This is a genomic window from Paraburkholderia hiiakae, assembly GCF_904848665.1.
GTDB lineage: Bacteria > Pseudomonadota > Gammaproteobacteria > Burkholderiales > Burkholderiaceae > Paraburkholderia > Paraburkholderia hiiakae.
This window is the reverse complement of the sequence record NZ_CAJHCQ010000005.1, coordinates 116,792-137,594: the sequence shown is the minus strand read 5'-3', so window position 1 is coordinate 137,594 and position 20,803 is coordinate 116,792. Positions and strand designations below refer to the sequence as shown.

Genomic DNA, 20,803 nt, shown 5'->3' with positions numbered 1-20,803 from the left:
CAGGCGGGTTCAGCGATGCCCCCCGCCACCCATGCCACCGCCGCCCGCATGCCCCATACCGCTCCAGACGCCGCCGTGTCCGCCATGGAAGCCGCCATGCATGCCTGACACCGGATGCATATGCGGGGCGCCCGGGAAGACATGATCCATGTGATGAAAGTGATGGAAGTGGTCGACAAACACGAACGAGCCGCCCACGAACACCGGTGGCCACCAGCCGTACCACGGACCGGCGTAATAAGCCGTCGCGTCGGGCCAGGCCACCGGGTAGACGAGCGTGTCGTCGCTCTGCATGATCTGCCATGTGCCGTCGGGTTGCAGGCACGCGAGGCCGCTGATCTGCTGCGGCGCGCCGTCGATCACGGCGGTGCCGGTAACGGGGCGGCATGTCGCCGGTGGCGTGTCTGGCGGGTAAGGCCCGTACGCGGCCTGCTGCGACACAACCGGCGTCGCACACGCGCCCAGCAGGCAGGCCAGCACATTGACGGCAAGAAATTTGCGCATGATGTCGCCCCTCGCGATGGACCGGCCGCGCGGCGCGCGGGTTGCGCGCCGGCGCCGTGAAGACTCCATCGGTACGCCTCGCACGCGGCGCGCGAATGCATCGGCGCGCCTGCATGTCATCTGCAAAACGAGGGACGTGGCGGCACTATTCCTTTCCTGGCGCGCTTTCCCCGCACGTATGGCCCGTGCCCCGATTACCGCTTGTTTCGGCGCCGCCGCCAAGGTGCGTCATGAGGTGCGTCAGGCCTGCCACCGCGTAACGAACGCGCGAATGTCCTCGTTCACGCGCGCCGCGTGGTTGAAATACATCCCGTGCGTGCCGCCCTCATAGACCTTCAACGTCGCGCGTTCGAGCGCGGCCGCCGTGGGCCCCCCGGTGATCTCCAGCGGCGCCGAAGCATCGCAGTCGCCGTGCAGCACGAGCGCAGGCACGTCGATCGCAGCCAGCTCGCGGCGGAAGTCGGTGACCATCTGCTCGTGGCTCAACTGTGCCGCTGCGTACAACGACGCACCGAGCATCATGTCCGCCGTCCACTGAATCACCCCGCGCGATGTGCCGGGGCTGAAATAGGCCTCGGCGCGTCGCTCGATCCAGTCGGGAAACGAAGTGAGCATCTCGTCGATCGAGGCTTCGAACAGGCTCGAATCGAGGCCGCCGGGATTGTCGGCAGTCTTGAGCAAACACGGCGTCGACGCCGGTGAAACCAGCACGATGCCTGCCACGCGCCGCGCGCCGTGACGGCTCAAATAACGCACGATCTCCCCACTCGCGAACGAGTGGCCGACCAGCGTCACGCGCGCGAGGTCCCTTGCGTCGAGTACCGCTTCGAGATCGTCGGCGAGCGTGTCGTAGTCGTAGCCGCGGCCGGGGTCGCTCGAGCGTCCGTGCCCGCGGCGGTCGTACGCCACGCAGCGAAATCCTGAGGCGGCAAGCGGCGCGCATTGGTAGTTCCACATGTCGGCGTTGAGCGTCCAGCCGGAGAGGAACACGAGCGGCACACCATCGCCCCAGTCGCGATAGTGCAGTGCGGTGTCGTCGTCGATACGGATAAAGCCGGGTTGGCGGGCATTGAGGGTGTCGCGTGCCATGGTCGTCGCTCCTTGCGGTTGGGGTGGGCGGATGAGAACCATGGTCGTCGATGCCGTGCGCAATGACGATTACGTCGGAGGTAATGGGCGGGCGTCCGTGGCAAGGACGCGTGAGCGCGCTGCGCGCAATCGCACCACGCCGGTGCTAGATTCTTCACACGTACTGCCCAGGAGACGCTCATGAGCAACACCTCACCGCGACCGGCCTTCGGCTCTGCCATCTACTACCGCGATCCGTTCGCCGCGCTCGACTGGCTGGAAAACGCGTTCGGCTTCAAGCGTCAGTTCGTCGTGACATCGCCGGACGGCACGCTTGCCCATTCGGAAATGCGCTTCGAAGACGGCTACGTAATGATTTGCGGCGGCTGGCCCGGCATGCCATACACGAGCCCCGCTGCGCTCGAAGGCAAGAACACGCAATCGGTGCACGTGCAGTTGAAGAGTGGCCTCGACGCGCATTGCGAGCGCGCGCGCAAGGCGGGCGCGAAAATCGTACGCGAACCGGCCGATCAGTTTTACGGCGATCGCGTCTACGCGGCTTGCGACCCCGAAGGCCATATATGGAGCTTCGGCGAGACAGTACGCGAGGTCACGCGCGAAGAGGCGGAAAAGGCCAGCGGGTTGAAAATCGACGGCTGGGTTTGAGCGCGGCGGCTAGCTTGGCGCTCAAAAGGAAAACGCCCCGACGAGTCGTAACCCGTCGGGGCGTTTGCACTACCGCTTGCGCGCAGCGCGCGCAAAGCGAAACGGCTTAGCGCTGAGCGATCGGCTTCGCTTCGCGCGGCGTTTCGCCGATGAACAGCTGACGCGGACGGCCGATCTTCTGCTCGGGGTCAGCGATCATTTCGTTCCACTGCGCAATCCAGCCCACCGTACGTGCCATCGCGAAGATACACGTGAACATCGAGGTCGGGATGCCCAGCGCGCGCTGCACGATACCCGAGTAGAAGTCGACGTTCGGGTACAGCTTGCGCGACACGAAGTATTCGTCTTCCAGCGCGATCTTTTCGAGCTGCATGGCGAGCTTGAAGAGCGGATCGTCGTGCAGGCCGAGTTCGTTCAGCACTTCGTAGCAAGTCTCGCGCATGAGCTTCGCGCGCGGGTCGTAGTTCTTGTACACGCGGTGGCCGAAGCCCATCAGCTTCACGCCCGAGTTCTTGTCCTTCACCTGCTTGATGAACTCAGGAATCTTGTCCGGCGAGCCGATTTCTTCGAGCATGTTCAGCGCGGCTTCGTTCGCACCACCGTGCGCCGGGCCCCACAGGCAAGCGATACCGGCCGCGATACACGCGAACGGGTTCGCGCCCGACGAGCCAGCCAGACGCACCGTCGAGGTCGAAGCGTTCTGCTCGTGGTCAGCGTGCAGGATGAGGATACGGTCGAGCGCGCGCACGAGCACGTCGTTGACCTTGTACTCTTCGCACGGGTTCGAGAACATCATGCGCATGAAGTTCGCGCTGTACGACAGATCGTTCTGCGGGTACACGAACGGCTGGCCGATCGAGTACTTGTACGCCATGGCGACGAGCGTCGGCAGCTTCGCGATCATGCGGATCGCCGAAACTTCGCGGTGCTTCGCGTTGTTGATGTCGAGCGAGTCGTGATAGAACGCCGACAGCGCGCCGACTGCGGCGACGAGAATCGCCATCGGGTGCGCGTCGCGGCGGAAGCCGCGGAAGAAGAACTGCATTTGCTCGTGAACCATCGTATGCTGCGTGACGGTCTTCACGAACTCTTCCTTCTGTGCCGCGTTCGGCAGTTCGCCGCGGTACAGCAGGTAGCAGGTTTCGAGGAAGTCGGCGTTTTGCGCGAGGTTGTCGATCGGGTAGCCGCGGTACAGCAGCTCGCCCTTGTCCCCGTCAATGTACGTGATCGCCGAGTTGCACGCCGCCGTCGACATGAAGCCCGGGTCATACGTGAACTTGCCGGTCTGACCGTACAGTTTGCGGATGTCGATCACATCCGGGCCCATCGTGCCCTTGTAGATCGGCAGTTCGACGCTCGGCGAATTGTCGCTGAACGATAGCGTGGCTTTTACATCAGACGGGGTCATAGCACATCCTCAATCGAAGATAAACACGGGATTCGATAGTTTTGTACGTCCGGCGCGGCGACAGCTTACCTCTAACTGCGCGCCGCCACGCTCAGACGTTCCGAAGCAGTTCCAGCACCCGCTTCACGTCCGGGTCGGCAAGGTCGCCTTCTGGTTCCTTGCGCGCGAGCAGCAAGTCCATCAGGTCGTTATCGCTCAGCTCGAGCAGGCGCGTGAGAGCGCCCACGTCGGCGTCGCTGAGTTCATGCTCATAGCGCTCGAAAAACCGCTCAAAAATCAGATCATTTTCGAGCAGGCCGCGCCGCGCGCGCCAGCGAAGGCGCGCGCGGCGATGGGGGTCAGACTGGTGCGATTCCATTTCAGAAGAGCAACATCAAACCGCGCGGCGGAACATCAGTTCCTTGATCTTGCCGATCGCCTTCGTCGGGTTCAGGCCCTTCGGGCAAACGTCGACGCAGTTCATGATCGTGTGGCAACGGAACAGACGGTACGGGTCCTCGAGGTTGTCGAGGCGCTCGCCGGTCGCTTCGTCGCGGCTGTCCGCGATGAAGCGGTAAGCCTGCAACAGACCTGCCGGGCCGACGAACTTGTCCGGGTTCCACCAGAAGCTCGGGCACGAGGTCGAGCAGCTTGCGCACAGAATACACTCGTACAAGCCATCGAGTTCGTCACGCTGCTCAGGCGACTGCAGACGCTCCTTCTCGGGCGGCGGCGTGTCGTTGATCAGGTACGGCTTGATCGAGTGGTACTGGTTGAAGAACTGCGTGAAGTCGCAGATCAGGTCGCGCACGACGGGCAGGCCCGGCAGCGGACGCAGCACGATCTTCGCGGGCAGGTCGTTCAGGTTCGTCAAGCACGCGAGACCGTTCTTGCCGTTGATGTTCATGGCGTCCGAACCGCACACGCCTTCACGGCACGAACGGCGGAACGACAGCGTTTCGTCCACTTCCTTGAGCTTGACCAGCGCGTCGAGCAGCATGCGCTCGTGCGTGAGATCCAGCTCGTACGTCTGCATGCGCGGCGCTGCGTCCTTGTCCGGATCGTAGCGATAGACTTCAAAAATGCGTTTGGCCATTTCCAATTCCTTTTGACTGGCGTGTGCCTTAGAACGTACGCGCCTTCGGCGGCACGGACTCGACGGTCAGCGGTTGCATGTGGACCGGCTTGTAATCGAGTCGGTCACCTTCGCTGAACCAGAGCGTATGGCGCAGCCAGTTTTCGTCGTCGCGGTGTTCGTAGTCGCTCTGTGCGTGCGCACCACGGCTTTCCTTGCGGGCTTCAGCCGAAACCATCGTTGCGCGCGCAACTTCAACGAGGTTCGCCACTTCGAGCGCTTCCACGCGCGCCGTGTTGAACACCTTCGACTTGTCCTTCAGGTGGATGTGCTTCGCGCGCTCAGCGATCTGCGCGATGTCCTTCACACCGTCTTCCAGCAGCTTCGAGGTGCGGAACACGCCTGCGTGCTTCTGCATCGAGCCGCGGATGTCGTTCGCGACGCTCTGCGCGTATTCGCCCGAGGTCGACTTGTCGAGCTCGGCCAGACGCGAGAGCGCGAAGTCGGCGGCGTCGGCCGGCAGCGGCTTGTGATCGCGCAGTTCCTTGACGTGCTTGACGATGTGGTTGCCAGCCGCACGGCCGAACACCACGAGGTCGAGCAGCGAGTTCGTGCCGAGGCGGTTCGCGCCGTGCACCGAGACGCACGAGCATTCGCCCACGGCGTAGAAGCCGTTGACGACTTCCTCGTGACCCTTCGGCGTGCCAACGACCTGGCCGTTGATGTTCGTCGGAATGCCGCCCATCTGGTAGTGGATGGTCGGCACGACCGGGATCGGCTCCTTGATACAGTCCACGTTCGCGAACTTGAGCGCGATTTCGCGGATCGACGGCAGACGCTTCATGATCGTCTCGGCGCCGATGTGCGAGAGGTCGAGCAGCACGTGGTCCTTGTGGGGACCCACGCCACGGCCTTCCTTGATTTCCTGGTCCATCGAACGCGAAACGAAGTCGCGCGGCGCCAGGTCCTTCAGGGTCGGCGCGTAACGCTCCATGAAGCGCTCGCCGTTCGAGTTACGCAGAATGCCGCCTTCGCCGCGCACGCCTTCCGTGATCAGCACGCCCGCGCCGGCCACGCCGGTCGGGTGGAACTGCCAGAACTCCATGTCCTGCAGCGCGATGCCCGAACGGGCCGCCATGCCAAGGCCGTCACCGGTGTTGATGAACGCGTTGGTCGATGCCGCGAAGATCCGGCCCGCGCCGCCCGTGGCGAACAGCGTGGTCTTGCCTTCGAGGATATAGACGTCGCCCGTTTCCATTTCGAGCGCGGTCACGCCGAGCACGTCGCCTTCGGCGTCGCGGATCAGGTCGAGCGCCATCCATTCGACGAAGAACGTGGTCTTCGCCGCGACGTTCTGCTGATACAGCGTGTGCAGCAGCGCGTGGCCAGTACGGTCAGCAGCAGCACAGGCGCGCTGAACCGGCTTCTCGCCGTAGTTGGCCGTGTGGCCGCCGAACGGGCGCTGGTAGATCGTGCCGTCGGCGTTACGGTCGAACGGCATGCCCATGTGTTCGAGCTCGTACACGGCGTTCGGCGCTTCACGGCACATGAACTCGATCGCGTCCTGGTCGCCGAGCCAGTCGGAACCCTTGATCGTGTCGTAGAAGTGATAGTGCCAATTGTCTTCGCTCATGTTGCCGAGCGAGGCGCCGATGCCGCCCTGCGCCGCCACCGTGTGCGAACGCGTGGGGAACACCTTAGAGAGCACACAAACCGACAGGCCAGCGCGCGCGAGTTGCAGCGAAGCGCGCATCCCCGAGCCACCAGCACCGACGATGACCACGTCGAACTTGCGACGCGGCAATGAATTCTTGATTGCAGCCATTCTTTTACACTCTCCAGAGAATCTGAGCGGCGTAGCCGAGGCTGCCCAGCAGCCATGCGATCGTGAGGACGTCCAGCGTGATGCGCAGGCCGACCGGCTTGATGTAGTCCATCCAGATGTCACGCACGCCGACCCACGCGTGCAGGAACAACGCGACCAGGGTGACGAACGTGGCGAGCTTCATCCACTCTGCGGAGAAGATCGACGCCCAGCCGTCATACGAAAAGTCGTGCGCGCCGAAGAACAGGACGAGCAGCACGATGGTGTAGATCGCCATGATCACGGCGGTGGCGCGTTGCGCGATCCAGTCGCGAATGCCGTAGTGAGCGCCGACGACGTGACGCTTCGGACCGATACCGTTTTTAGCCGACATTTTTTAGAACGCTCCGAAGAGTTTTGCCGCAAAGGCGATCGTGAGGACCGTGGAGATGATCACGACGACGAGGGAGGTCGTCTTGCCTTTTTCCTTGCTCACGAGGTCATGGCTGAAGTCCATGCACAGGTGGCGCACGCCAGCGCAGAAGTGAAACAGGAACGCCCACCCGAGGACCAGCACGATGAGCTTGACGATGATGTTGGAAAGGAAGCCCTTGAATACCTCGAAGCTCAGCTCCGAAGTGAGGCTCTGGTCCAACAGGAACAGGATGAAAGGCAGGAACAGGAACAACAGCACACCGCTGATGCGGTGGCCGATCGACACACGGCCGGCCAGAGGCAGGCGGTATGCGAACAATATCTGCCCAAGCCCGATGTTCCGGTATTCCGGCCTCGGTTTTTTTGCGGCTTCTGCCATGCTAGACCCCTACTATGTGTTAACACTAATTCGCAATTTTAGCGCCTTTTCATATCGCGCTGCAGCGAAATCCACGTCGGGTACGGCTGGTGGTGCGCGCAAGCAAAGGCACTCTGGGGAAGGGCTCCGCGCCTTTCGCGCGGTCGCCCGTCAACTCAAATCATTCTGATAGTAGTACCCGGTTGTGACATACCATCCGCGGCGCACTTCGACCGGCCGGTCTCCATAGGTATAGGACACTCGCTCGACCGATAGCAAAGGAAAACCTGCGGGCACCTTGAGCAGGTCGGCCACTGTAGGCTCCGCGGCCACGGCGCGGATCTTCTCGGTCGCGCGAATCATGCGCGTGCCGAACTCCGCCTCGAACATGGCGTAGAGTGGGCCTTTGTACTCGGCGAGGCGCTCGCTCGTGAGCCCGCGGAACACACCACCGGGCAGCCAGATCTCGTCGAGCACGGTACTTTCGCCATCGAACTGCAGGAGACGCCGGATCAGCACCACCGGGTCCGAGGGCTTGAGATCGAGCTGGCGAGCGATCTCGGCCGAAGCGCGCAGGCGCCGGCAGTCGAGCAGCTTGCTAACGTGCGGGTGCTCCGCGCCGTCATCGGCGAGCAACCGGAGGAAGCGGAACTGGGCGCGCTCTTCGTTGTGCGTTGCAACAAACGTGCCCTTGCCCTGGCGGCGCACCAGCAGATTGTCGGCAGCCAGTTCGTCGATCGCCTTGCGCACGGTCCCCTGGCTCACCTTGTAACGGGCGGCCAGTTCGACTTCGCTGGGGATGATTTCGCCGGGCTTCCATTCGCCGGACTCGAGGCTCTGTGTAATGAGCCCCTTGATCTGCTGATACAGCGGACTGAAGGTCGGGGACGGTGGAACCGCGGGCGCAGACGCTGAAACCCCGCTCACTGGAGCGGTGGAATTCGCGTTGCTGGCCGGGTTTGCACTCATGGCGCGCATTTCAACATAAAGCCCCCTACGCATCAAGCATTTTGCCTGCAATAGTTATGTCTTATATAAGACATAAGATACTGTTGACTTTGACCCTGACGACTCCTACACTCCCGATCGAGCAAGGGTTTGCGGGCAGGCTGCATGCTAATTTCAGGACATGAAACCAGCATGACGAAGAGGAGCCGCCGGCTGCATCCACCTCGTGGCGAATGCGCTGCGAGCCGCCTTGCACGATGCTGTTCCCTCACGCAGTAAACGCAGTAGAGGTTTCGATCCGCCCAGCCGGCACGCGCGAGTCATTGCGCGCCGCGCGCCTGTGAGAGAGCCCGAGCGAGCTGTTGCAGGAGTCGGCACACGCGAAGCGGCCAGCGTCTGGCGTCCCTCGAAGGGCGTCCCGTTCACCTCTTGCCATGTTGCACAGGTTACCGGCACGGCGGTCCGCGCCGGCGGCGCACGCGTCACGGCTTGTCAGTCATTGTTGTTCCAGTGAAGCGCGCACGCCAGCGAGAAAGACCGCCTGTTTCACCTACGCTTCGTGTATCGCGCATATAGAATGGCGTTTTACCCTGGCGTCTAACGCATCTTCCTGGAGATTTTCAATGGCTAAGCCCGCAAAGCGCGTTGCCGTCACCGGCGCCGCAGGTCAGATCGCTTACTCCCTGCTGTTCCGCATTGCGAATGGCGACCTGCTCGGCAAGGATCAGCCCGTCATCCTGCAACTGCTCGACCTTCCGCAAGCGCAAGCCGCCGTGAAGGGCGTTGTGATGGAACTGGACGACTGCGCATTCCCGCTGCTCGCGGGCGTGGTCATCACCGACGACCCGAAGGTCGCATTCAAGGACGCCGACGTCGCCCTGCTGGTTGGCGCGCGCCCCCGCTCGAAGGGCATGGAGCGTAAGGATCTGCTGTCGGCCAACGCTGAAATCTTCACGGTTCAGGGCAAGGCGCTGAACGACGTCGCCAGCCGCGACGTGAAGGTGCTGGTCGTCGGCAACCCGGCCAACACGAACGCTTACATCGCCATGAAGTCGGCTCCGGACCTGCCGAAGAAGAACTTCACCGCCATGCTGCGCCTGGACCACAACCGTGCGCTCTCGCAACTGGCCGCCAAGTCGGGCAAGCCGGTCGCTTCGATCGAGAAGCTCGCCGTGTGGGGCAACCACTCGCCGACGATGTACCCCGACTTCCGTGTCGCCACGGCCGAAGGCCAGTCGCTGACCAAGCTGATCAACGACGACGAATGGAACCGCAACGTGTTCATCCCGACGGTCGGCAAGCGCGGCGCGGCGATCATCGAAGCGCGCGGCCTCTCGTCGGCAGCATCGGCGGCCAACGCAGCGATCGACCACGTGCGTGACTGGGTCCTCGGCACGAACGGCAAGTGGGTCACGATGGGTATCCCGTCGGACGGCTCGTACGGCATTCCCGAAGACATCATCTACGGCGTGCCGGTGACGTGCGAAAACGGCGAATACAAGCGCGTGGAAGGCCTGGAAATCGACGCATTCTCGCGCGAGAAGATGGACGGCACGCTCAATGAGCTGCTCGAAGAGCGCGAAGGCGTGGCTCACCTGCTCGGCAAGTAAGCCAGCTGTACGAACGGAACGCGCGATTTACGCCCGTTCCGTTCTGCTTTATGGGCGCGCGGGGCAAGCTCCGCGGCCCGGCCTACGCAGGCCGCCCTACGCGGGCCGCCCGATCCGCATGCGCCTTGCCCGCAGGACGCATCCGAATCCGGTATCTCCTACAAAACTCGACTCCCGACGCCGAAGATGCGCGCCATTCTCCCAGCCGAAGTGCTGTTTGACGGCGAAGCGCCGCCTGCCATCCTGCCCGCATGCGACCACTACGCGGGCAGTGAGAAGCTGATGCTCAAATCGCTCGCGCTGCAGCAGCAGTTGGGCCCGGTATTCGACATCACGCTCGACTGCGAAGACGGCGCCCAGGTAGGCCGCGAAGCCGAACACGCCGAGCTCGTCGCGTCGTTCATCGGCGGCGAGCACGACCGCTTTGGCCGCGTCGGCGTGCGCATCCACGATTTCCATCACCCGCACTGGCGCGACGATGTGCGTATGATCCTGCGCGCGGCGAAACGCGCGCCGGCCTTCATCACGCTGCCGAAGATCCGCGCCGTGGGCGACGCCGCCGAAATGACGGCGTTCATCGAAGCCACGCGCGTCGAGATGGGCATCGACAAGCCCATTCCGGTTCAATTGCTCGTCGAAACGCATGGCGCGCTCGCGCGCGTGTTCGACCTCGCTGCGCTGCGTGGCGTCGAGTCGCTGAGCTTCGGCCTGATGGACTTCGTCTCCGCGCACGACGGCGCGATTCCCGACACGGCAATGCGCTCGCCCGGCCAGTTCGACCACCCGCTCGTGCGCCGCGCGAAGCTCGAAATCGCGGCCGCGTGCCACGCTTTCGGCCGCGTACCCTCGCACAACGTGAGCACGGAAGTGCGCGATATGGAAGTGGTGGCGAACGACGCGCGCCGCGCGCGAAACGAGTTCGGTTACACGCGCATGTGGAGCATTCACCCGGCGCAGATTCCCGCGATCGTGGCCGCTTTCGCGCCGCGCGACGAAGAAGTTGCCTTGGCCGCCGAAATCTTGCTGGTCGCGCAGCACGCGCAATGGGGTCCGACACGCCACGGCGACACGCTGCACGACCGCGCGAGCTATCGCTATTACTGGTCCGTGCTGCGCCGCGCGCGCGCCACGGGCCGCGCCGTGCCGGCTGAAGCGGCTCCGCTGTTCGCGCCGGGCGTCGATACGCGGGGCGAGCTGACCGGGGAGTCGCCCTGATACGCGTCACGCACGGGCGCAGAAAACGTTTTCAACGTCTCCCGCCACGGCAATAACGCGGATCTCGCGCCGCATAGCGCAGCAACGGCAGTCACGGACAGTTACAGGCAGTTACTTGCGAACCAAGGCGCAAACAACACCGGCCCGGAGAAAATGAAAGTCATGGCAATAAATAGGTGAAAATAGCGTCCGCTGCGCGCTTTCGGGGCGCGCGCAGTGCAAACGGCGGTTACCTGTTCAACCGCGCACTGATCAACCGCTTTTAGATAGATAAAGGTTTGACTCTCATGAAGAAATTGCTGATCGCCGCTGTCATCGGCACGCTGTCGTCGACGCTGATGCTGGCCGCCACGGACGCCGCCGCACAAGGCACATCGACCACGACTGCCAAGAAGCCGGCTCCGAAGCATCGCATCATCAAGCGCAAGGCCAATCCGGCCAAGGAAGCGAAGGTCGATCCGATTCCGGAAGGCTCGGAGCACTGGAGCTGCGCTGAAGGCGCGCAATTCGACCTGAAGGGTGACATGGCGCGCGACCAGATCGTCACCGTTCACTGGGCTGACAAGAATTACAACCTGCCGCGTCAGGTCACGACCACGGGCGCTGACCGCTTCCACGACGCCGCAACCGGCCTCGACCTCGTCGTGATCCCGACGAAGGCCATGCTGTTCTCGGACAAGGACAGCTCGCGCCTGGCCGACGAGTGCAAGACTGTTGCCATGCAGCAAGGCGCAATGGCGCCGACGCAGGCTCAAGCGCTGAACCCGGCTAACCGCGCTCCGGCAGCCGCCAGCGGCGCCGCGGGTCAGTAAGATCCGCAGGATCGCCTCGATGTCCGCCCTGATCTCCAACGTCAGGCCGCAGCCGGACCAGGTACTGGTCGATATCGTCGACTACGTGCTGGGCGGGTTTGCCAAAGACGGCGTAGACAGCGCACTCGCGCTGACAACGGCCCGGCATTGCCTGCTCGATACCCTCGGCTGCGGACTCGAGGCGCTCTCCTACCCCGCCTGCACCAAGTTGCTGGGACCGATCGTGCCGGGCACGGTCGTCCCGCACGGCGCGAAGGTGCCAGGCACGTCATTCCAGCTCGACCCGGTTCAGGCCGCGTTCAACATCGGCGCGATGATCCGCTGGCTCGACTTCAACGACACGTGGCTCGCCGCCGAATGGGGCCATCCGTCGGACAACCTGGGCGGCATCCTCGCGACCGCCGACTGGCTCTCGCGCAGCGCCATCGCTCAGGGGAAATCGCCGCTCACCATGCAGCACGTGCTTGAAAGCATGGTGAAGGCGCACGAGATCCAGGGCTGCATTGCGCTGGAAAATTCGTTCAACAAGGTCGGTCTCGACCATGTGCTGCTCGTGAAGCTCGCCTCGACCGCCGTGGTCGGACACATGCTCGGGCTCACGCGCGACGAGCTGATCAACGCCGTTTCGCTCGCGATGGTCGACGGTCAGTCGCTGCGTACCTACCGCCACGCGCCCAATACGGGCTCGCGCAAGTCGTGGGCCGCAGGCGACGCCACCTCGCGTGCCGTGCGCCTCGCGCTCATGGCGAAAACGGGCGAGATGGGCTATCCCTCGGCGCTCACGGCGAAAACGTGGGGCTTCTACGACGTCTCGTTCAAGGGACAGCCGTTCAAGTTTCAGCGCCCTTACGGCACGTACGTGATGGAAAACGTGCTGTTCAAGATTTCGTTCCCCGCCGAATTCCACGCGCAGACCGCCGCCGAAGCCGCGATGACGCTGCACAGCGCGCTTGCGCAAAAGGGCAAGACGGTTGGGGACATCAAGCGCATCATCATTCGCACGCATGAAGCGGCGATCCGCATCATCGACAAGAGCGGCCCGCTTGCAAACCCGGCCGACCGCGACCACTGTATCCAGTACATGGTCGCCGTGCCGCTGATCTTCGGGCGTCTCACCGCCGCCGACTACGAAGACGAAGTCGCGAGCGACCCGCGCATCGACGCCCTGCGCGCGAAAACGGTATGCGTGGAAGACCCGCAGTTCACGAAGGATTATCACGACCCGGATAAGCGTTCGATCGCGAATGCGCTCACCATAGAGCTAATCGACGGCACGACGCTCGACGAGGTCGTCGTGGAGTACCCGATCGGCCACAAGCGGCGCCGCGAAGAAGGCATTCCGCTTTTGATCGAGAAGTTTCGAATCAACCTCGCGCGCCGCTTCCCCGCGAAGCAGCAGCAGGCGATTCTCGATGTCTCGCTCGACGAAGCCCGGCTTTGCGCCCTGCCCGTCAACGAGTACGTCGACATGTATGTGATCTGAGCAATCAGGCAGGTATCAGTGACAGCAGCAAACGAGCAGTAAGCGTTATTTCCGCGATTAAACGAAGGAAAACACTATGGCCCACAATCTCCACAAAACGCTAAAAGAATTCGACAGCGGTTCCGGCAAAGGCAAGTTCTACTCGCTGCCGCAACTCGGCAAGCAGCTTGGCGTGAAGATCAATCGCCTGCCGGTCTCTATCCGTCTGGTGCTCGAGTCTGTGCTGCGTAACTACGACGGCAAGAAGATCGCGGAAGAGCACATCGAGCAACTCGCGAACTGGAAGCCGAACGCCTCGCGCGTCGACGAAATCCCGTTCGTCGTCGCACGCGTCGTGCTGCAGGACTTCACGGGCGTGCCGCTGCTCGCCGACATCGCCGCCATGCGCGGCGTGGCCAAGCAAGTCGGCAAGGACCCGAAGGTCATCGAGCCGCTCGTGCCGGTGGACCTCGTCGTCGACCACTCGGTGCAGATCGACTACTTCCGCCAGAAGGACGCGCTCGACCTGAACATGAAGCTGGAATTCCAGCGCAACAACGAGCGCTACCAGTTCATGAAGTGGGGCATGCAGGCGTTCGACACGTTCAAGGTCGTGCCTCCGGGCATCGGCATCGTTCACCAGGTCAACCTGGAATACCTCGCGCGCGGCGTGCACAAGAAGGCTGAAGGCGCGGATACCGTCTACTACCCGGACACGCTCGTCGGCACCGACTCGCACACCACGATGATCAACGGCATCGGCGTGGTGGGCTGGGGCGTGGGCGGCATCGAAGCCGAAGCCGGCATGCTCGGCCAGCCGGTGTACTTCCTCACGCCGGACGTCGTGGGCGTCGAGTTGAAGGGCAAGCTGCGCGAAGGCTGCACGGCAACGGACCTCGTGCTGACCATTACCGAAATGCTGCGCAAGGAAAAGGTCGTCGGCAAGTTCGTCGAGTTCTTCGGCGAAGGCACGGCGGCAATCGGCGTGCCCGACCGCGCGACCATCGGCAACATGGCGCCGGAATACGGCGCAACGATGGGCTTCTTCCCGGTCGACGAAAAGACGATCGACTACTTCAAGGGCACGGGCCGCACGGAAGCTGAAATCTCGGCGTTCGCGAACTACTTCAAGGCCCAGGAACTCTTCGGCGTGCCGAAGGCCGGCGACATCGACTACACGAAGACGCTCGTCCTCGACCTCGGCACAGTCGCGCCGTCGCTCGCCGGTCCGAAGCGCCCGCAAGACCGCATCGAAATCGGCCACGTGAAGTCGACCTTCACCGACCTGTTCTCGAAGCCGGTCGCGGAAAACGGCTTCAACAAGAAGGCCGCCGACCTTTCCGCCGAATACGCGGCGGGCGACAAGGTCAAGCTGCACAACGGCGACGTGCTGATCGCCGCGATCACGTCGTGCACGAACACGTCGAACCCGAGCGTGCTGCTGGCCGCCGGTCTGCTCGCGAAGAAGGCCGTGGAAGCGGGCCTGACGGTCGCGCCGCACATCAAGACGTCCCTCGCTCCGGGATCGCGCATCGTCACGGAATACCTGACGAAGACGGGCCTGCTGCCCTACCTCTCGAAGCTCGGTTTTGAGCTCGCGGCTTACGGCTGCACGACCTGTATCGGCAACGCCGGCGACCTGACGGCCGAGCTGAACGAGTCGATCGTCAAGAACGACGTCGTCGCAGCTGCGGTGCTCTCGGGCAACCGTAACTTCGAAGCGCGTATTCACCCGAACATCCGCGCGAACTTCCTGGCCTCGCCGCCGCTGGTCGTCGCTTACGCGATCGCGGGCAACATCACGCGCGACCTGATGACGGAGCCGGTTGGCACGGGCAAAGGCGGCCGCGACATCTACCTCGGCGACATCTGGCCGACGAGCGACGAAGTCAACGCGCTGCTCAAGTTCGCGCTCGACCCGGACGCGTTCCAGAAGAACTACAGCCAGCTCACGAAGAAGGGCGACCTGTGGAGCAAGATCGAAGGTGAAGAAGGTCAGGTCTACGACTGGCCGAAGTCGACCTACATCGCCGAGCCGCCTTTCTTCGGCAGCGATTTTTCGATGACGCCGTCGTCGGAAGTGGCCGAGATCAAGGGCGCGCGCGCACTGGGCATCTTCGGTGACTCGGTCACGACCGACCACATCAGCCCGGCTGGCTCGATCAAGGAAGACTCGCCCGCAGGCAAGTGGCTGAAGGAAAACGGCGTGCAGAAGGCCGACTTCAACAGCTACGGCTCGCGCCGCGGCAACCACGACGTGATGATGCGCGGCACCTTCGCCAACGTGCGTATCAAGAACCTGATGATCCCGGCGAAGGCCGACGGCACGCGCGTGGAAGGCGGCCTGACGCTTCACCAGCCGAGCGGCGAACAGCTGTCGATTTACGACGCCGCCATGAAGTACATCGACGCCGGCACGCCGACCATGGTGTTCGCCGGCGAAGAGTACGGCACGGGTTCGTCGCGTGACTGGGCAGCCAAGGGGACACAGCTGCTGGGTGTGAAGGCCGTGGTCGCACGCAGCTTCGAGCGTATCCACCGTTCGAACCTGGTCGGCATGGGCGTTCTGCCGCTGCAGTTCAAGGGCGCGGACAGCGTGCAATCGCTCGGCCTGACCGGCGAAGAAACGTTCGACATCGAAGGCCTGACGGACGATTTCAAACCGCAACAGGACCTGACGCTCGTGATCCACCACAAGGACGGCAAGACGCAGCGCGTGCAGGTGCTGCTGCGTATCGACACGCCGATCGAGGTTGACTACTACAAGCACGGCGGTATTCTGCCGTTCGTGCTGCGCTCGCTGCTCGCAGCGTAAGCAAGCGGTTTTTTGCAGGTGCCGCGCCCGGCAACGGGTGCGGTCACACTTGGAGCCCGACGTAAGTCGGGCTTTTTTTTCGGCTGTGCTTCGGGTTGAGCTATTCGATCAGCTTGTTCAACGTAGCAAACTCAATCAGCGCCGCCAGCGACGACACGCCGAGCTTGTCCAGCACGCGAGTCTTATAGGTACTAACGGTTTTATCTGAAAGCCCAAGCCGTGCCGCGATGCCCTTATTACTCATGCCGCGCGCAAGGTACTGCAACACTTCGACTTCGCGAGGCGACAGCCCGTTGAGCGCCACGTCGCGGCCGCCGCCGCAGCTGCCCGCCGGGAAGCAGTCGTAGCCGAGCAGCACCGCCCTGACCACACCGCACAGCTCCTCCACGCCGCGATTCTTGTTGACATAGCCGTTCGCACCCGCCACGCGCGTGTGATTGGCCATGACCAATTCAGGCTTCGCAGAGAGCACGAGAATGCGCGCGCCGGGCTGCTTCGCGCGAATGCCGCGGATGACGGAAAGGCCGTCGAGCTTCGGCAACTCGAGGTCGAGGATCACCAGATCGGGATGCAATTCCTCCACGAGGCGCAGGCCCTCTTCGCCGTCGCTGCACTCTCCCACCAGTTCGTACTCCGTATTCAGCACGTTGGCGAGCATCTTCAGCACGATCGGATGGTCGTCGATGACAACGATGCGTTTCATTTTTTGTTCCATGGCGGAGTAATTTATTTGACCCTTCAGCGGGAATCTCACAGCCTGAACGACATGTCATCGTTTTTGTATAGGAAAGTTCTGAAACGACTCTTCAAGGTCCCGTCGCAGGGTTAACCCACTGCGCACGCAGTTTGAATTTAACTAACGCGTGAATTAAAGTGAAAAGATGATCACGCGCACCCGCACCGCCACCGCTGCTGCGCCCCGCCCGCGCGGCCGGCGCCGCGCCGCCGCCGACCTCGACGTGCGCGAGCGGCTGCTCGCCAGCGCCACGCAACTGTTCGGCGAGCAGGGCATTGCGGCCACCACCATGGCGCAGATCGCCGAGGCCGCGGGCGTGACGTCCGCCATGGTTCACTATTACTTCACGAACCGCGAAAAGCTGCTCGACGCCGTGGTCGACGAGCGCATTGCGCGCTCTATTGCTTTCGTCTGGGAGAGCGTGGAAGGCGAAGTCGCGCAAGACCCCCACGCGCTCGTGGAGGAACTGCTCGCTCGGCTCTTCGAAGTCACCTCGCGCATGCCCTGGCTGCCACCGCTCTGGCTGCGCGAAATCGTCAACGAAGGTGGCCTACTGCGCGAGCGCATGCTCAAGCGGCTACCCATCGAGCAGCTGCAACGCTTTACCGCGCGCATCGGCGAGGCCCAGCGCGACGGCAGCGTGAATGCCGAACTCGAAGCGCCGCTACTCTTCATCTCGATTCTCGCGCTCGTCATGCTGCCGCTCGCCACTTCGAAGATCTGGCAAAGCGCGCGCGGCTTTCCGAAGATCGAGCGCGAGGCCCTGCATCGCCACGTGAGCGCACTGTTGAGCGCGGCCTTGCGCCCAGCGCCCCAGGACAAGCGCGCGCGCCGCGCCGCGCGCCGCAAGGGGGCCTCGCCATGAACCGCAGCGCTACCCGCCTATGCGCCATGGCGTTCGTGCTCGCCGCGTGTTCCAGACATGGAACGCCCGGCTGGCAGGGCTATGCAGAAGGCGAGTATGTCTATCTCGCGTCGTCGCAGTCGGGCACACTCACGCACCTCGAAGTGCAACGCGGGCAAACCGTGGCCGCCAATGCGCCCGCCTTCGCGCTCGACTCCGTCGAGGAAGCGGCCGCGCGCGACGAGGCGCAGCATCGGCTCACTGCCGCGCAGAAGCAACTCGCCGACCTCCAAACCGGCAAGCGCCCGCCCGAAGTGCGTGTGACCGAGGCGCAGCTCGCGCAGGCCGAAGCGAATGCACACAAGGCCGCGCTCCAGCTCACGCGCGACGAGGCGCAACTGCGCGCAGGCGGCATTGCACAGGCACAACTCGACGACTCGCGCGCGCAGGCCGCCTCCACGGCCGCCCAGGTGCGTGAGCTGCAAAACCAGGTACGCGTGGCGAATCTGCCGGGGCGTAGCGCGCAAATCGCCGCCCAGGCCGCCGATGTCGAGGCCGCGCGCGCCTCGCTCGCGCAGGCGCAGTGGCGGCTCGACCAGAAGGGCGTGAGCGTGCCGAGCGGCGGGCTCGTCTACGACACGCTATTTCGTGTGGGCGAGTGGGTGCAGGCGGGCAACCCTGTCGTGCAGATGTTGCCCCCGCAGAACGTGAAGGTGCGCTTTTTTGTACCCGAAACGATAGTCGGATCGCTCTCGCCGGGCCGTAAGGTCAACGTGCGTTGCGACGGTTGCGCCGTCGAGGTCCCCGCCACCATCACGTGGATTTCGAACGCCGCCGAATATACGCCGCCCGTCATCTACAGCAACGAGAACCGTGCGAAGCTCGTTTTCATGATCGAGGCGCGGCCTTCCGCACAAGACGCCGTCAAGCTGCATCCGGGCCAGCCGGTCGAGGTGACGCTGCAATGAGCACACCTGATCAATCTTCCGGCGACTACGCCATCGACGTACGCAATCTCAACAAGCATTTTGGCAGCAAGCATGTTGTCAACGACGTAACGCTGCGTGTTGCGCGCGGCGAGATTTTCGGCTTTCTCGGCCCCAACGGCAGCGGCAAGACCACGTCGATTCGCCTCATGTGCGGATTGCTCACACCCGACTCCGGCTCAGGCACCTGCCTTGGCTACGATATCGTGCGTGAGAGCGCGCAGATCAAGCGTCACGTGGGTTACATGACGCAGCGCTTCTCGTACTGGGAAGACCTGACGATCCGCGAGAACCTCGACTTCGTCGCGCGCATCTACCAGATGCCGAACCGCCGCGAAGCCGTCGACCGCGCGCTCGAATCGCTCGGGCTCGCAAGCCGCGCGAGCCAGCTCACGGGCGCGCTTTCGGGCGGCTGGAAGCAGCGGCTCGCGCTCGCGGCCTGCATGCTGCACGAACCCGAATTGCTGCTGCTCGACGAACCGACTGCGGGCGTCGATCCTACCGCGCGCCGCGACTTCTGGGAGGAATTGCATCGGCTCGCCGCGCAGGGCATTTCGGTGCTCGTGAGCACGCATTACATGGACGAAGCCGAGCGCTGCCACAAGCTCGCTTATATTGCCTACGGGAAACTGCTCACGCAGGGCACTGCCGCAGAGGTGATCGCCGAGCAGAACCTCGAAACGTGGGCGATTCACGGCGAGCGGCTCAGCACGCTGGCCGCGCAGTTACGCAACGCACCCGGAATCGAGCAGACGGTGGTGTTCGGCTCCGCGCTGCATGCGAGCGGACGCGATCATGCGGCGCTCGCCGCCGCGGTCGCGCACACCGTGGAAGGCCAGCCGTTGCGCGCGGAACGCATCGACACCGGTCTCGAAGATGTCTTCATCTACTTGATGAGCCATGCTCAGGACAATTACGGAGTGACGTCGTGAGCGCGTCGTTCCCGTTTTCCGTGGCGCGCTGGTGGAGCATCGTGCTCAAGGAGTTCTTGCAACTCAAACGCGACCGCATCACGTTCGCGATGATCGTTGGCCTACCGATCATCCAGCTCACGCTGTTTGGCTACGCGATCAACACCGACCCCAAGCATCTGCCCACGGCCATTGTCGTGGGCGAGGACAGTGTGTTCGCGCGCAGCTTCGTCGCGGGCATGCGTAATTCCGCCTACTTCGACGTAATCGAAACGCTGCCCGACGAAGCCTCGGCGCGCCATGCGCTCGCGCGCGGCACGGTGCAGTTCGTGCTTAGCATTCCTGTTGATTTCTCGCGGCGCCTGCTGCGCGGCGAAAGACCCTCGCTGCTCGTCGAAGCCGATGCGAGCGACCCCACCGCCATCACCACGGCACTCGCCGCGCTGCCCGGGCTCGTGGCGCCCGTGGCCGCGAAGGACCTCACCGGCCCGCTTGCACACTTGAACGGCACGCCGGCCGCGTTCGACGTGCAGGTGCACCGGCTCTATAACCCCGAGGGCATTACGCAATACAACGTGGTACCAGGCCTCATGGGCGTGATCCTCACGATGACGATGGTGATGATGACAGGCCTCGCCATCACGCGCGAGCGCGAGCGCGGCACGATGGAGAATCTGCTCGCCACGCCTGTGCTGCCCATCGAGGTGATGACGGGCAAGATCATTCCGTACGTGGCAATCGGATTGATTCAGGCGACCATCATCGTGCTCGCCGCGCGCTACGTGTTTCATGTGCCGTTCGCCGGTGGTCTCGTCACGCTCTATCTTTCAGCGCTGCTCTTCATCGCCGCGAATCTCACGGTGGGCATCACGCTCTCGTCGCTCGCGCAAAACCAGTTGCAGGCCATGCAGCTGACGATGTTCTATTTCCTGCCAAGCCTGCTGCTATCCGGCTTTATGTTTCCGTTCGGCGGCATGCCGCGCTGGGCGCAGTGGATCGGCAATCTGCTGCCGCTCACGTATTTCAACCGGCTCGTGCGCGGCATCCTGCTCAAAGGCAACGGCTGGACCGACCTGTGGCCAGCGGTGTGGCCGCTCGCCGTATTCACGGTCGCGGTCATGGCAATCGCCGTGCGCTTTTACCGGCGCACGCTCGATTAGCGCGAGG

Annotated in this window: 20 protein-coding genes; 10 read left to right on the top strand and 10 right to left on the bottom strand. The window is 63.4% G+C overall.

The genetic code is table 11. The features are described from left to right. Positions 1–9 precede the first annotated feature (9 nt). Positions 10–504, bottom strand: coding sequence for a hypothetical protein (locus JMY28_RS38900; RefSeq protein WP_236596812.1), 495 nt, complete (start codon positions 502–504; stop codon positions 10–12). A 240-nt stretch (positions 505–744) separates the two neighbouring features. Beyond that, positions 745–1,593, bottom strand: a complete 849-nt coding sequence (locus tag JMY28_RS11820; protein ID WP_201696114.1) for an alpha/beta fold hydrolase — start codon at positions 1,591–1,593, stop codon at positions 745–747. Positions 1,594–1,773: 180 nt separating this feature from the next. Here JMY28_RS11820 and JMY28_RS11815 point away from each other — a divergent pair, with 180 nt between their 5' ends. After that, positions 1,774–2,238 carry a VOC family protein gene (locus tag JMY28_RS11815; RefSeq protein WP_201696113.1) on the top strand — a complete coding sequence of 155 codons (465 nt, stop codon included), beginning with the start codon at positions 1,774–1,776 and terminating at the stop codon, positions 2,236–2,238. A 106-nt stretch (positions 2,239–2,344) separates the two neighbouring features. On the opposite strand, the gene gltA is transcribed toward JMY28_RS11815, so the two are convergent. From gltA to JMY28_RS11780, 7 genes are all read right to left on the bottom strand, one after another. Further along, the gene (gene gltA / locus JMY28_RS11810) at positions 2,345–3,646 is read right to left on the bottom strand and encodes a citrate synthase (protein WP_201696112.1); all 1,302 of its coding nucleotides are present in this window, start codon (positions 3,644–3,646) and stop codon (positions 2,345–2,347) included. A gap of 91 nt (positions 3,647–3,737) precedes the next feature. After that, entirely contained in the window at positions 3,738–4,004 is a 267-nt protein-coding gene (locus JMY28_RS11805) for an FAD assembly factor SdhE (protein ID WP_028202905.1), read from the bottom strand. A 15-nt stretch (positions 4,005–4,019) separates the two neighbouring features. Continuing rightward, a complete protein-coding gene (locus tag JMY28_RS11800) occupies positions 4,020–4,721 on the bottom strand; it encodes a succinate dehydrogenase iron-sulfur subunit (RefSeq protein WP_201696111.1) in 702 nt (233 codons plus the stop codon). Between the two features lie 28 nt (positions 4,722–4,749). Then, positions 4,750–6,525 (bottom strand): succinate dehydrogenase flavoprotein subunit, encoded by a 1,776-nt coding sequence (sdhA, locus tag JMY28_RS11795; RefSeq protein WP_201696110.1) that lies wholly within the window; start codon positions 6,523–6,525, stop codon positions 4,750–4,752. Between the two features lie 4 nt (positions 6,526–6,529). Beyond that, positions 6,530–6,898: a succinate dehydrogenase, hydrophobic membrane anchor protein gene (sdhD, locus tag JMY28_RS11790; RefSeq protein WP_201696109.1), complete on the bottom strand. Its 369-nt coding sequence runs from the start codon at positions 6,896–6,898 to the stop codon at positions 6,530–6,532. Between the two features lie 3 nt (positions 6,899–6,901). Continuing rightward, a complete protein-coding gene (sdhC, locus tag JMY28_RS11785; protein ID WP_201696108.1) occupies positions 6,902–7,318 on the bottom strand; it encodes a succinate dehydrogenase, cytochrome b556 subunit in 417 nt (138 codons plus the stop codon). Between the two features lie 150 nt (positions 7,319–7,468). Continuing rightward, a complete protein-coding gene (locus tag JMY28_RS11780) occupies positions 7,469–8,266 on the bottom strand; it encodes a GntR family transcriptional regulator (RefSeq protein ID WP_201696107.1) in 798 nt (265 codons plus the stop codon). Positions 8,267–8,868: 602 nt separating this feature from the next. On the opposite strand from JMY28_RS11780, the gene JMY28_RS11775 reads away from it, so the two are divergent. The 5 genes from JMY28_RS11775 (at position 8,869) to acnA (ending at position 16,159) form a co-directional block, all read left to right on the top strand. Next, a complete protein-coding gene (locus JMY28_RS11775; protein WP_201696106.1) occupies positions 8,869–9,855 on the top strand; it encodes a malate dehydrogenase in 987 nt (328 codons plus the stop codon). 186 nt (positions 9,856–10,041) lie between these two features. Further along, entirely contained in the window at positions 10,042–11,070 is a 1,029-nt protein-coding gene (locus JMY28_RS11770; protein ID WP_201696105.1) for an HpcH/HpaI aldolase/citrate lyase family protein, read from the top strand. 287 nt (positions 11,071–11,357) lie between these two features. Continuing rightward, positions 11,358–11,882 carry a hypothetical protein gene (locus JMY28_RS11765; protein WP_201696104.1) on the top strand — a complete coding sequence of 175 codons (525 nt, stop codon included), beginning with the start codon at positions 11,358–11,360 and terminating at the stop codon, positions 11,880–11,882. A gap of 19 nt (positions 11,883–11,901) precedes the next feature. Next, positions 11,902–13,365: a bifunctional 2-methylcitrate dehydratase/aconitate hydratase gene (locus JMY28_RS11760; protein ID WP_201696103.1), complete on the top strand. Its 1,464-nt coding sequence runs from the start codon at positions 11,902–11,904 to the stop codon at positions 13,363–13,365. A 76-nt stretch (positions 13,366–13,441) separates the two neighbouring features. Then, entirely contained in the window at positions 13,442–16,159 is a 2,718-nt protein-coding gene (gene acnA / locus JMY28_RS11755) for an aconitate hydratase AcnA (RefSeq protein WP_201696102.1), read from the top strand. Positions 16,160–16,259: 100 nt separating this feature from the next. Here the strand turns inward: acnA and JMY28_RS11750 are convergent, their stop codons facing one another. Beyond that, positions 16,260–16,862, bottom strand: a complete 603-nt coding sequence (locus JMY28_RS11750; RefSeq protein WP_201696101.1) for a response regulator transcription factor — start codon at positions 16,860–16,862, stop codon at positions 16,260–16,262. Positions 16,863–17,040: 178 nt separating this feature from the next. Here JMY28_RS11750 and JMY28_RS11745 point away from each other — a divergent pair, with 178 nt between their 5' ends. From JMY28_RS11745 to JMY28_RS11730, 4 genes are read left to right on the top strand one after another with little or no spacing between them, the layout of a single operon-like run. Then, positions 17,041–17,760 carry a TetR/AcrR family transcriptional regulator gene (locus tag JMY28_RS11745; RefSeq protein WP_201696100.1) on the top strand — a complete coding sequence of 240 codons (720 nt, stop codon included), beginning with the start codon at positions 17,041–17,043 and terminating at the stop codon, positions 17,758–17,760. After that, positions 17,757–18,707 carry an HlyD family secretion protein gene (locus JMY28_RS11740; RefSeq protein ID WP_201696099.1) on the top strand — a complete coding sequence of 317 codons (951 nt, stop codon included), beginning with the start codon at positions 17,757–17,759 and terminating at the stop codon, positions 18,705–18,707. Before JMY28_RS11745 ends, JMY28_RS11740 begins: the two co-directional genes overlap by 4 nt. Continuing rightward, complete coding sequence (locus tag JMY28_RS11735; protein WP_201696098.1) at positions 18,704–19,657, top strand: ABC transporter ATP-binding protein; 954 nt, start codon at positions 18,704–18,706, stop codon at positions 19,655–19,657. The genes JMY28_RS11740 and JMY28_RS11735 overlap by 4 nt, the downstream gene beginning before the upstream one ends. Then, on the top strand, positions 19,654–20,796 hold the full coding sequence (locus JMY28_RS11730) for an ABC transporter permease (RefSeq protein WP_201696097.1): 1,143 nt from the start codon (positions 19,654–19,656) through the stop codon (positions 20,794–20,796). Before JMY28_RS11735 ends, JMY28_RS11730 begins: the two co-directional genes overlap by 4 nt. Positions 20,797–20,803 lie beyond the last annotated feature (7 nt).

What these genes read in the sequence shown, in the direction of transcription:
- JMY28_RS38900 (WP_236596812.1), bottom strand. Translation starts at nt 504, where the DNA reads ATGCGCAAATTTCTTGCCGTCAATGTGCTGGCCTGCCTGCTGGGCGCG.
- JMY28_RS11820 (WP_201696114.1), bottom strand. Translation starts at nt 1,593, where the DNA reads ATGGCACGCGACACCCTCAATGCCCGCCAACCCGGCTTTATCCGTATC.
- JMY28_RS11815 (WP_201696113.1), top strand. Translation starts at nt 1,774, where the DNA reads ATGAGCAACACCTCACCGCGACCGGCCTTCGGCTCTGCCATCTACTAC.
- gltA (WP_201696112.1), bottom strand. Translation starts at nt 3,646, where the DNA reads ATGACCCCGTCTGATGTAAAAGCCACGCTATCGTTCAGCGACAATTCG.
- JMY28_RS11805 (WP_028202905.1), bottom strand. Translation starts at nt 4,004, where the DNA reads ATGGAATCGCACCAGTCTGACCCCCATCGCCGCGCGCGCCTTCGCTGG.
- JMY28_RS11800 (WP_201696111.1), bottom strand. Translation starts at nt 4,721, where the DNA reads ATGGCCAAACGCATTTTTGAAGTCTATCGCTACGATCCGGACAAGGAC.
- sdhA (WP_201696110.1), bottom strand. Translation starts at nt 6,525, where the DNA reads ATGGCTGCAATCAAGAATTCATTGCCGCGTCGCAAGTTCGACGTGGTC.
- sdhD (WP_201696109.1), bottom strand. Translation starts at nt 6,898, where the DNA reads ATGTCGGCTAAAAACGGTATCGGTCCGAAGCGTCACGTCGTCGGCGCT.
- sdhC (WP_201696108.1), bottom strand. Translation starts at nt 7,318, where the DNA reads ATGGCAGAAGCCGCAAAAAAACCGAGGCCGGAATACCGGAACATCGGG.
- JMY28_RS11780 (WP_201696107.1), bottom strand. Translation starts at nt 8,266, where the DNA reads ATGAGTGCAAACCCGGCCAGCAACGCGAATTCCACCGCTCCAGTGAGC.
- JMY28_RS11775 (WP_201696106.1), top strand. Translation starts at nt 8,869, where the DNA reads ATGGCTAAGCCCGCAAAGCGCGTTGCCGTCACCGGCGCCGCAGGTCAG.
- JMY28_RS11770 (WP_201696105.1), top strand. Translation starts at nt 10,042, where the DNA reads ATGCGCGCCATTCTCCCAGCCGAAGTGCTGTTTGACGGCGAAGCGCCG.
- JMY28_RS11765 (WP_201696104.1), top strand. Translation starts at nt 11,358, where the DNA reads ATGAAGAAATTGCTGATCGCCGCTGTCATCGGCACGCTGTCGTCGACG.
- JMY28_RS11760 (WP_201696103.1), top strand. Translation starts at nt 11,902, where the DNA reads ATGTCCGCCCTGATCTCCAACGTCAGGCCGCAGCCGGACCAGGTACTG.
- acnA (WP_201696102.1), top strand. Translation starts at nt 13,442, where the DNA reads ATGGCCCACAATCTCCACAAAACGCTAAAAGAATTCGACAGCGGTTCC.
- JMY28_RS11750 (WP_201696101.1), bottom strand. Translation starts at nt 16,862, where the DNA reads ATGAAACGCATCGTTGTCATCGACGACCATCCGATCGTGCTGAAGATG.
- JMY28_RS11745 (WP_201696100.1), top strand. Translation starts at nt 17,041, where the DNA reads ATGATCACGCGCACCCGCACCGCCACCGCTGCTGCGCCCCGCCCGCGC.
- JMY28_RS11740 (WP_201696099.1), top strand. Translation starts at nt 17,757, where the DNA reads ATGAACCGCAGCGCTACCCGCCTATGCGCCATGGCGTTCGTGCTCGCC.
- JMY28_RS11735 (WP_201696098.1), top strand. Translation starts at nt 18,704, where the DNA reads ATGAGCACACCTGATCAATCTTCCGGCGACTACGCCATCGACGTACGC.